The following is an 11,088-nucleotide window of genomic DNA, read 5'->3' as shown; positions in this document are numbered from 1 at the left end:
CCCTGCCCCCTCCCCGCCGACCCGGCACGCCCGCCACAGCGCGGCGCCGATCCTCAGCGACGTCATGATGCCGCCGCGTCAAATGTGTTAAAAACACCTCTACGCCTCCTCACACACCCTTTTGGCAAGGCCGAAACCGCATGTCATCCGCTGCCCCTCTTCCCGACCTTGCCGCGCTGCTGGCGCAACGGGTCGATCTCGATCCGGCCGAGCTGGCACGGTACGACCTCGAGCAGCACCCGGCGCTGGCCGACACCGCCCTCCTCGGCGCCGCGCTGCACGACTTCCTGCAGCGCCAGCCGGAGACCGGCGAGCGCTTCGGCGACGCGGCCGACGCCGCGCTGCGCCAGCTGGTCGAGCACAAGGTAAGCCACTTCGCCGCCCTGCTGACGCGCCCCTGGGCCGGGGAGTCGCTCGACGCCGGGCTGGCGCTGGGACGGCAACAGCATGAGTACGGGCTCTCCACCGCCTGGCTCAGCAGCGCGCACCGGGTGTATCTCGACCACCTGGAGCAACGCGTGGGCGGCCTCGCCCTGGCGGCGGACGACCGCGCCGGCCTGACCGCGGCGCTGCGCAAACTGGTGTTCTACGACCTGCTGCTGCAACTGAGCGGCTACCACGCCGGGGCGGAAGCGGTGAGCCAGGGCGAGGCACAGCGGCTGGCGCGCCTCAACCGCCTCTACATCACCCTGAGCCAGGTCAGCCACATCGCCGCGCGCAACGTGCGCCACCTCGGCTCGCGCGAGCTGGCGGCGCAGACCCTGCTGCGCGAGGTATGCGAAACCGTGGTCGAGCACGGCGGCATCCACATGGCCTGGGTCGGCTTCATCGATCCGGCGTCGCAGCGCATCGACCCGTTCGCCTGGGCCGGCGCCGACGCCGCGCGCTACCTGGTCGGCATCACGGTGTCCACCGACCCGGCGCGGCCGGAAGGCCAGGGCCCCTCCGGCCGCGCGGTACGCAGCGGGCAACTGCAACTGCTCGAGGACTCGCTCAACGCCCCGAGCTATCACGCCTGGAGCCAGCACGCGCTGCGCCAGGGCTTCCGCAGCAGCGTGGCGACGCCGCTGTGGCGCGACGGCGCGGTGATCGGCGTGCTCAACCTGTACGCCGCCGCACCCGGCTTTTTCGGCGCGGAAGAACAGCGCCTGGCCAAGGCCATCGCCGACAAGATCGACCTCGCGCTGGGCCACCTCGACGACCTGGAACGGCAGCGCCAGGCCGAGGCCCGGCTGCTGCACCAGGCCACCCACGACCCGCTCACCGGCCTGCCCAACCGCACCCGCCTGTTCCACCGCCTGGAGCAGGCGCTGCAGGCGGACGCCGCCGACCGGCTGACGGTGCTGATGCTCGATCTGGACGGCTTCAAGGACATCAACGACCTGTTCGGCCACAGCGCCGGCGACACCCTGCTGTGCCGCATCGCCGAGCGCCTGCGCGCGCTGTGCCGCCCCGCCGACGTGGTGGCGCGCATGGGCGGCGACGAGTTCGTGGTGCTGCTGGAACAGCTGCCCGACCCGCACACCGCGCGCAACGCGGTGGAGCAGATCATCAGCGCCGTGCGGCGCCCGGTGCCGCTGCCGGACGGCGAGGTCAGCGTCAGCACCAGCATCGGCATGGTGACCGGCAGCGCCGGCGTCAGCGCCGATACCCTGCTGCGCCAGGCCGACATCGCGCTGTACCGCGCCAAGTCGCTCGGTCGCGACCAGTACTGCCTGTTCGACGACGAGCTGGAACGCCAGCTCAAGCAGCAGCAGACCACGCGCCACGCCATCCGCGCCGCGCTCGACGGCGACGAGCTGGCGCTCTACTACCAGCCCAAGGTCGATCTGCAAAGCGGCGCGGTGATCGGTGCCGAGGCGCTGATCCGCTGGCTGGTCGACGGCGAGGTGCGCGCCCCCGGCCGCTTCCTGCCGGCGCTGGAAGGCACCGAACTGCTGGGGCAGATCGACAGCTGGGCGATCCGCCACGCCATCGCCCAGGCCGCGCACTGGCACCGCCACGGCCTGCCGCTGCAGATTTCGGTCAACGTCTCCGCCATCTCGCTGCGCCGGCCGGCGTTCTTCGGCGAACTGCGCGCGCTGCTCGCCGAGGCCGCCCTGCCGCACCAGGCGCTGCAGCTGGAGGTGCTGGAATCGGTCAGCCAGGACAGCCTGCAGTACATCATCGACTGCCTGCAGGCGTGCAAGGACATCGGCGTGTCGCTGGCGCTCGACGACTTCGGCACCGGCGCCTCCTCGCTGCTGCACCTGCAGCGCATCCAGCCCGACGTGATCAAGATCGACCAGCGCTTCGTGCGCTCGATGCGCGAGCAGCCGGAAAACATCGCCATCATCAAGAGCGTCAGCACCTTCTCCCAGCTCTCCGGCCGCACCGTGATCGCCGAGGGCGTGGAAACCGAGGCCATCGGCCAGGACCTGCTGGCGCTCGGGGTGCGCTTCGGCCAGGGCTACGCCATCGCCCGGCCGATGCCGGCGGCGGACTTCCCGGTCTGGGTCAGCCAGTGGCGCCCGCCCGCGGCGTGGCGGGGCCACGCCGCGACCGCATCCTGACCCAGCCCTGCCGAGCTGGAGGGGACTTAGCCGCCATTCAGCGGAACGGCCCCGGGCTGCCGCACTGACAGGCGTTTGCGCATGATCTGGTACATGAAGGGTTGGCCGAAGGGGATGCCGCCGCCTGGGAGTGAACCGCGTGGGGCCGAACACCGGCAGCCTGCTTATCGCGGCAAGTGAATTGGTCTACCAGGTTGCGGGCCCCGCCCCCCACACGTTGGCCGAAGACCCCCGACACCAACAACAAAGCCCATCGGCCGCGAGGCACGATGGGCTTTGTGTTGCCGCGCGACGATCACGCCGCCGCGCTGGGTCAATGACGCAGTTACGAGCGGGCGGCCGCGGCGGCCACCGCCGGACGGCTCTTGCTCCACGGCGTGCCGAACAGGCGCGAGCGGGCCCAGCCCACCACCAGCAGCGCCAGCGCCAGCACACCGGTGCCGATCACCTCGATCTGGTGCTCCGGACGGATCGCCATCATCGCCACCACGGCGCAGATGAACAGGATCACCGCCCAGGTCAGCCACGGGAACAGCCACATCTTGAACGCCGGGGTCTCGCCCTTGGCGATCATGCGCTGACGCATACGCAGCTGCGAGATGGCGATCACCAGGTACACCAGCAAGGCGATGGTGCCGGAGGTGGCGAGCAGGATGTCGAACACCGCCTTCGGCATCAGGTAGTTGGCGATCACGGTGAGGAAGCCCACCACCATCGAGCCCAGCACCGCCTTCTGCGGCGTGCCGTTGGCGGCGGTTTCGCCGAACATCTTCAGCGCATCGCCACGGGAGGACAGCGAGTACAGCATGCGCGAGGCGGTGTAGAGCGCCGAGTTGAGGCAGCTCGCCACCGAGATCAGCACCACCACGTCGACGATGGCCTTGGCGTTGGGGATGCCAATCAGCTCCAGCGTGCGCTGGTAGGAACCGGACGAGGCCAGGAGCGGGTCGTTCCACGCCACCAGCGCGGTCACCACGAAGATCGAGCCCAGGTAGAACAGGCTGATACGCCACACCACCGAGTTGGTGGCCTTGGTGATCTGCTGCTGCGGGTTGTCGGATTCGGCGGCGGCGATGGTGACGATCTCGGTGCCGAGGAAGGTGAACATGGTGGTCAGCATGGCGCCCAGCACGGCGCCGAAGCCGTTGGGCATGAAGCCGCCGTGGGCGACCAGCTGCGACACCCCGCTCACCTGGCTGCCCGGGATGAAGCCCATGATGGCGGCGCCGGTGATGGCGAGGAAGGCGACGATGGCCACCACCTTGACCAGCGCGAACCAGAACTCGAACTCGCCGTAGTTCTTCACGCTGAACAGGTTGGTGATGGTGAGCAGCACGGTGATGCCGAGCGCGAACAGCCACATCGGCACGCCGGCAAACCAGGTGTGCAGGATGGTGGCGGCGGCGTTGGCCTCGAGCGGGATCACCAGCACCCAGAACCACCAGTACAGCCAGCCGATGATGTAGCCGGCCCAGTGGCCGATGGCGCGGTCGGCGTAGGTGGAGAAGGAACCGGTATCGGGCGCCGCGACGGCCATCTCGCCCAGCATGCGCATGACGAGCACCACCAGCAGGCCGGCGATGGCGTAGGCGATCAGTACCGCCGGGCCGGCCTCGGCGATGGCGTGGCCGGAGCCGACGAACAGGCCGGCGCCGATCACCCCGGCGATCGACAGCATGGTGACGTGACGTTGCTTGAGGCCGTGACTCAGGCCTTGGGATGAAACACTCATGAATAGATTCTCCTGACTACCCGGCCTCCGTGTGCAGAATGCGCCGGGGCCTGTGCTCGGCTGCGGCAAGGGGGCAGCGGCCGGCGTGTTATCGGTTTTTTTTATGCATGGGGAAATGCAGCGTGCGAGTGTAAGCGCGGATTGGCGATACAATTAGACCCAATCCGGTTTTTTTGATGGAGCCATTTTGGCCCGCACGCCCATGTCGCCACGTCCCAGCCCCGCTTCCTCCGCCACGCCCTCGCTGCTGACCGACCTGCTGCAGCTGCATTTCGACCCGGCCAGCAGCGAGCCCAACAACCAGCAGCTCTACCGCCTGCTGCGCGACGCCATCCTGCACGAAACGCTGCCGCCGGGGCTGCGCCTGCCCTCGTCGCGCCAGCTCGCCGCCGAGCTCCGCCTCGCCCGCAACACCGTGATCCACGTCTACGAACGGCTGGGGGCCGAGGGCTACGTCGCGGCCGGGGTCGGCCAGGGCACCTTCGTGCTCGACACGCGCCCGGACAAGCTCGCCAGCCGCGACGCGGCCGGCCCGGCGCGGCCGGTGCCGGCCACCCCGGAGGTGGTGATCTCGCGCCGCGGCGCCGAACTGGTGGAACAGGCCGGCGCCGGCGAGAAGCAATGGGGCGCCTTCATGCCGGGGGTGCCGGAGGTGCGCACCTTCCCGTCGCGCACCTGGATGCGGCTGCACAACCGCCAGTGGCGCAAGCCGCAGCCGGACCTCTTGACCTACGCCGTCGGCCCCGGCCTGCCGGCCTTGCGCAGTGCGCTGGCCGACTACCTGCACAGCTCGCGCGGGGTGCGCTGCACGCCGGAGCAGATCATTGTCACCAACGGTTCGCACTCGGCGCTGCAGCTGATCGGGCTGTTGCTGGGCGACGCCGGCGACCGCGCCTGGGTGGAAAATCCGGGTTACTGGGGGGTGCACAGCGTGTGGCGCAGCGCCGGGCTCGACACGCTGCCGGTGCCGGTGGACAACGAGGGGCTGCAGGTGGACGAAGGCGCCCGGCTCGGGGTGCCGAGGCTGATCTACGCCTCGCCCTCGCACCAGTACCCGCTGGGCGCGGTGATGAGCCTGGCGCGGCGCCGCCGCCTGCTGGCCTACGCGCGCCGCCACGACAGCTGGATCGTCGAGGACGACTACGACAGCGAATTCCGCTACGGCCGTCCGCCGCTGCCGTCGCTGCAGGGCCTGGACGGCCACGGCCGGGTGATCTACCTCGCCACCTTCTCCAAGGTGATCTACCCCGGTCTGCGGCTGGGCTACATGGTGGTGCCGGAGGCCCTGGTGGAAAGCTTCCAGACCGGCCTGTCCGAGCTGTTCCGCGGCGGCCAGTACCTGACCCAGGCGGTGCTGGCCGATTTCATCGTCGAGGGCCACTTCGTGTCGCACATCCGCCGCATGCGCCACCTCTACGCGGCGCGGCGCGAGGCCCTGCTGTCGGCCATCCGCCAGCATTTCGGCGACGAATTCGCCATCCACGACGGTGCCGCCGGGCTGCACCTGGTGCTGGGCCTGCCGGACGGCAGCGACGACCGCGCCGTCACCGCCGCGGCGCTCGCGCGCGGCATCCTGACCCGGCCGCTGAGCGCCTACTACCGTGGCGACGGCCCGCACCAGCCCGGCCTGCTGCTGGGCTACGCCCACGTCGACGAGGACGACATCGCGCGCCACTTCGCCACGCTGGCCGGGGTAATCGGGGGGTGAGGGAACTCAGCGCAGCGCCGGCTTGAACCACGGCCGGCCCTGCGGCGCCGGCAGGCGGTAGCGCTTTGCCAGCGCCTCGTAGAAGCCCTGCTGGCCGAGCCGGCGCAGCGCCTGGTTGAAACGGTCGCGCGCCGTGGCATCGAGGAAGGCCAGCCGGTATGGCGTGGGGGGGAACAGCGCGAACGGGCACAGCGACGGCGCGGTGTCGAGGCCGGGGCCGAGTTCGTCGTTGAGCTGCAGGAAGACGTTGATGTCGCTCACCGCGACGTCGGCGCGGCCGCTGTAGAGCAGGCGGTTGAGGGTGATCTGCGGCGACTGCTCGACGTAGTCGGGATTGCCCGCCGCCATCGCCGCATAATCCGGGCCGAGAAAGCGCCGCGCGTTCTGAAACGCCGCCACCCGGTAACGACCGAGCTCCGGCACCGCGTCGAGGCGGAGCTGGCGGCGACACAGCGTGATCGCGGCATTCTGGTAGGTGATGTAGGGATCGGACAGGTAGCCGCCGTCGTTGGCGATGGCCGCGTCCACCCGCCCGGCGGCGAGCCACTGCTGGGCGCGCTTGTTGGGGGCGAACGACACCTGCGGCTGGTAGCCGGCGGCGCGCAGCGCGGCGGTCACCAGCTCGTACTCCAGCCCGCGCCGCTCCTCCGCCATCACGTACGGCGCCTTGGTCTCGCCGATGGCCACGCGCAACGGCGTGCCGTCCGGCACGGCAGCGGCCAGCGCCGGCAGCAACGCGCACAGCAAGGCCGCCCAGCGGCGACTACGGTGCCTGGTGTGGATACCCTTCATGACCTTACATCCCAAGGACGAGCGCGCCGACGGCGCCGGCAGCATGGCATTTACATGGCATGGCATTGTGCATCGCGGCGGCCGGGGTGCCATGAGCCAGATCAACCCCCGCCGCCTGCCGCATAGACAAAAGGTTGGCCGAAGCCCCCTGCGAAGCTTCGGCCAACCTTTTGCCGCCCGGCGATCAGCGCCGGGCATTGTAGCCCAACCGCGCCACCGCGTCGGCAGTGCGCGGCGCGCCCCCGATCAGGCCGCGGCGTTTTTCAGGATCTGGTACAGCTCGTCCTTGAGCTTGAGCTTTTCCTTCTTCAGGTTCTCCACGTCTTCGGCGCTGCCCGCCTCGAGGTGCGCCTCGATGTTCTTGATCTGCTGGTCCAGCGCATTGTGCTTGTCGAACAGGCGCGCAAAATGGGCGTCTTCGGTCTTGAGCTGGCTGATACGGTCGCGAAATTCGGGAAACATGACATCCTCCAAGGTGGGGGCCGCACGGCGGCCGAATGGCTTCAATACCATGGTAGACGCCCACCGTAGCGCGGTTCTTGATTTAACGCAGAGAACCGCCTGCGCGCCTCGCCCCGCCAGCATCGGGCGCGCCCGGCCCGTGGCGGGGCGACGAAGGCAGCCGCTCGGAAGGGAGCAACGGGTACCGAGCCGCCCCCTCCGCACCGCGCGCAGCCCGTCGGACCCCGCGCTCAGGCCGGCGCCGTGCCGGCGCCCTCCCGCTGCAACACGTCGATCAGGCGGTGCAGGCCGTCGGTCAGCGCCCGCACCGAGCCTTCCAGGTCCCAGTCGTCGTGCCCCGGCTTCACCACGTTGGAAATGGCGCGGATCTCGACGAAACGCTGCCCCTCCTGCAGGCAGACGTGGAAGAACGCCGCCCCCTCCATGTTCTCGATCTCCACCTCGCGGCTATCGATAAAGGGCGCCAGCGCCGCGTTCAGCGACACGCTCTTCGCCTGCGCAAACCCGGCCGGCAACGCCGGGCACGCCAGGGTATGGCGGCGCTCGAACGCCATGTCGAGCGGCAGATGCGCCAGGTGGGTGAAGCCCTCCGGCGTGAAGAAGCCCAGATCGCCCTCCACCTCCGACGCCACCAGCACCACGTCGCCGATCCGCAGGCCGGCGTGCGGGTACACCCCGGCCACGCCGGCCAGGATGATGACGTCGGGCTTATGCTGCTGGATCGCCTTCAGCGTGGCGTAGGCGGTGGCGGTCAGCCCGACGCCGGAAACCACGGTGGTGACGCCGGGGTGGGAAAACAGGCTCGCCTCGGTGGCGGTGGGAAACAGCACGGTGATGTTCATGGCAATCCAGCAGTTCTGAGCGTAGCGACGTCGGCATTGTAAAACGGATACGCCGGGGCAGCAGCCGGCCCCATCCACCGGCTATAGTGAACCGAAGAACCGGTCCACGATCTGCCACGCGCGGATCGCAGGCGCGGTGGAGCACTGCGGCGACGGGCCCCGGCACCGGCTGCAGTCCCCTGAACTCCACCCCGGCTCACGGCATGGAGGAACGCCATGAAGTACGAGAGCATTCTGGACGCCATCGGCCACACCCCGCTGGTGCGGCTGAACCGCCTCACCCGCCAGTTCGACTGCGCGGTCTACGCCAAGCTCGAATTCATGAACCCCGGCGGCTCGGTCAAGGACCGCATCGGCCAGTTCATGGTCGGCGAAGCCGAGCGCCGCGGCGAGATCGCGCCGGGCGGCACCATTGTCGAATGCACCTCGGGCAACACCGGCATGGGGCTCGCCATGTTCGCCGCGGCACGCGGCTACCGCACCGTGTTCACCATCGCAGACAAGCAATCGCGCGAAAAAATCGACATGCTGCGCGCCATGGGGGCGGAAGTGATCGTCTGCCCCACCGACCTGCCGCCGGACCACCCGCGCCAGTACATCGAGGTGGCGCGCCGGCTGGCGGTCGAGATTCCCGGCGCCTTCCTGTGCAACCAGTACCACAACCCGGACAACACCCGGGCGCACTACGTCAGCACCGGCCCGGAAATCTGGCACGACACCGAAGGCAAGATCACCCACTTTGTCTGCTGCATGGGCACCTGCGGCACCATCAGTGGCATCGGCCGCTACCTGAAGGAGCAGAACCCGGCGGTGCAGGTGATCGGCGTCGACCCGGAAGGCTCCATCCTGTACGACCTGTTCCACAGCGGGCGCGAGGTAGAGCCACACGTGTACAAGCTGGAAGGCATCGGCGAGGACTTCGTGCCGGGGGCGCTGGATTGGAGCGTGATCGACGACGTGATCCAGGTGGGCGACAAGGACAGCTTCCTGATGACGCGCCACCTGGCGCACAGCGAGGGCATCTTCGCCGGCGGCTCCAGCGGCGCGGCGATACTGGCCGCGCTGCAGGTGGCAGAACGGCTGGGCCCGGGAGACCTGATGGTGGTGCTGCTGCCAGACGGCGGCCGGCAGTACCTGGGCAAGATCTACAACGACGACTGGATGCGCGCCAACGGCTACCTCGAGGCACGGCCCGGTCTCACCGTCGCCGACGTGCTGCGCGCCAAACCGCCGCGCGCACTCGCCACCGCCGCCCCGGGCGATGCGCTGCGCGACGCGCTGCAACGCATGCGCGACCTGTCGTGCGCGCAACTGCCGGTATTCGACGGCGATGAGCTGCTGGGCATGCTGTACCGCCAGGACCTGATCAATGCCCTGCTCGCCGGCAAGGCGCTGGACGCGCTGATCGTGCGCGAGCTGCTGCGCGAACCGCTACCGGTACTCGAAGCCGATGCCCCGTTCGACGAGATCGCGCGGCGCGTGCCGAGCCAGGTGCCGGCGCTGCTGGTGCACACCAGTGCCGGCTACGACATCATCACCAAGAGCGATCTGCTGCGGGCGCTGGCCGCCGACGACTGAAGCGCGATGGCCGCCGCCGGACTGCGCAGGATGGGTGAAGGCGCTATTCCTTCGCGACGTGACGCTTGCCCACTCAGTCAGTGCCGCAGCCCATAGAGCCACGCATCCGGCGCGGTGACGGGGTGCGCTACGCCCCCCATCCTACCGAGCGGCCGGGCAGGAAGAGTCGCTACACCGAAAGAGAGGCACACCATGCGTTTCTCCACCAAGGCCATCCACGCCGGGCTGGCGCCGGACCCCTCCACCGGCGCTGTCATGACCCCGGTCTACCTGACCTCCACCTTCGCGCAACAAGCCCCCGGCGTACACCAGGGCTACGACTACGCGCGCACCGCCAACCCCACGCGCAGCGCGCTGGAAGCCAACCTGGCAGCACTGGAGGAAGGCGCCTACGGCCTGGCGTTCGCCAGCGGCCTGGCGGCGGCAACGGCCGTGCTGCAAACGCTGTCGAGCGGCGACCACGTGCTGTGCGGGCAGGACCTGTACGGCGGCACCTACCGCCTGATGACCCAGGTGTTCGCCCGCTTCGGCGTCGCCTCCAGCTTCGTCGACGCCACCGACCCGGCGGCGGTTGCCGCCGCCTTCACCCCCGCCACCAAGCTGCTGTGGCTGGAGACGCCGAGCAACCCGCTGCTGACGGTGTGCGACATCGCCGCGCTGGCCCGGCTGGCGCACGCGCACGGCGTCACGGTGGTGGTGGACAACACCTTCGCCTCGCCCTACCTGCAGCAGCCGCTGACACTCGGCGCCGACCTGGTGCTGCACAGCACCACCAAGTACCTGGGAGGCCATTCCGACGTGGTGGGCGGCGCGCTGGTGACCAACGACGAAGCGCTGTACCAGACGCTCAAGTTCCTGCAGAACGCGGTCGGCGCGGTGCCGGGGCCGATGGACTGCTTCCTGGTACTGCGCGGTATCAAGACGCTGGCGCTGCGCATGCGCCAGCACTGCGCCAACGCGCTGGAACTGGCGCAGCACCTGGCCGAGCACCCCGAGGTGCTGCGCGTGCACTACCCCGGCCTGCCCGACAGCCCCTGGCACGAGCTGGCGCGGCGCCAGATGTACGCCTTCGGCGGCATGATCTCGCTGGAACTCAAGGGCGGCGCCGAGCGCAGTACCCGCTTCACCACGCGCACGCGGCTGTTCACGTTGGCCGAAAGCCTGGGCGGCGTCGAATCGCTGATCAGCCTGCCCACCGCCATGACCCACGCCGCCATCCCGCCCGAGCAGCGCCAGAAAACCGGCCTGCCCGACGCGCTGATACGGCTGTCGGTGGGTCTGGAAGACGTCGAAGACCTGATCGAGGATATCGACCAGGCGATCGCGGCAACGTGAGCGGCCCGTCTCGCCATCAAGCAAAAAACCGCCCTTGACGGGCGGTTTCTGTTGAGCCGGACACGTCCCGGCTTGGCATCACGGCGG

Annotated in this window: 8 protein-coding genes; 4 read left to right on the top strand and 4 right to left on the bottom strand. The window is 69.4% G+C overall.

Annotated features, from left to right (window positions below):
- Positions 1-140 precede the first annotated feature (140 nt).
- Positions 141-2,552: an EAL domain-containing protein gene (locus tag AC3WG5_RS17995; RefSeq protein WP_492570013.1), complete on the top strand. Its 2,412-nt coding sequence runs from the start codon at positions 141-143 to the stop codon at positions 2,550-2,552.
- 325 nt (positions 2,553-2,877) lie between these two features.
- Here AC3WG5_RS17995 and gabP read toward each other — a convergent pair whose 3' ends face one another.
- Positions 2,878-4,284 (bottom strand): GABA permease, encoded by a 1,407-nt coding sequence (gabP, locus tag AC3WG5_RS17990; protein WP_482583615.1) that lies wholly within the window; start codon positions 4,282-4,284, stop codon positions 2,878-2,880.
- A gap of 202 nt (positions 4,285-4,486) precedes the next feature.
- On the opposite strand from gabP, the gene pdxR reads away from it, so the two are divergent.
- Positions 4,487-5,992 (top strand): MocR-like pyridoxine biosynthesis transcription factor PdxR, encoded by a 1,506-nt coding sequence (gene pdxR, locus AC3WG5_RS17985; RefSeq protein ID WP_492570011.1) that lies wholly within the window; start codon positions 4,487-4,489, stop codon positions 5,990-5,992.
- Between the two features lie 6 nt (positions 5,993-5,998).
- Here pdxR and AC3WG5_RS17980 read toward each other — a convergent pair whose 3' ends face one another.
- From AC3WG5_RS17980 to AC3WG5_RS17970, 3 genes are all read right to left on the bottom strand, one after another.
- On the bottom strand, positions 5,999-6,784 hold the full coding sequence (locus AC3WG5_RS17980) for a substrate-binding periplasmic protein (protein WP_492570009.1): 786 nt from the start codon (positions 6,782-6,784) through the stop codon (positions 5,999-6,001).
- Positions 6,785-7,030: 246 nt separating this feature from the next.
- A complete protein-coding gene (locus AC3WG5_RS17975; RefSeq protein WP_008954585.1) occupies positions 7,031-7,246 on the bottom strand; it encodes an HP1242/YdcH family protein in 216 nt (71 codons plus the stop codon).
- 230 nt (positions 7,247-7,476) lie between these two features.
- Positions 7,477-8,088 (bottom strand): phosphorylase family protein, encoded by a 612-nt coding sequence (locus AC3WG5_RS17970; RefSeq protein ID WP_492570006.1) that lies wholly within the window; start codon positions 8,086-8,088, stop codon positions 7,477-7,479.
- A 216-nt stretch (positions 8,089-8,304) separates the two neighbouring features.
- Between AC3WG5_RS17970 and AC3WG5_RS17965 the strand changes: the two genes are divergently transcribed.
- Both AC3WG5_RS17965 and AC3WG5_RS17960 read left to right on the top strand, forming a co-directional pair.
- Positions 8,305-9,666, top strand: coding sequence for a pyridoxal-phosphate dependent enzyme (locus tag AC3WG5_RS17965; RefSeq protein WP_008954583.1), 1,362 nt, complete (start codon positions 8,305-8,307; stop codon positions 9,664-9,666).
- Between the two features lie 192 nt (positions 9,667-9,858).
- Positions 9,859-11,001 carry a cystathionine gamma-synthase gene (locus AC3WG5_RS17960; RefSeq protein WP_492570004.1) on the top strand — a complete coding sequence of 381 codons (1,143 nt, stop codon included), beginning with the start codon at positions 9,859-9,861 and terminating at the stop codon, positions 10,999-11,001.
- Positions 11,002-11,088: the final 87 nt, after the last annotated feature.

It is taken from the genome of Pseudogulbenkiania sp. FW507-F1 (assembly GCF_058781125.1).
Note: the sequence above shows the minus strand (reverse complement) of the source record. Positions and strands in the feature narration are given on the sequence as shown.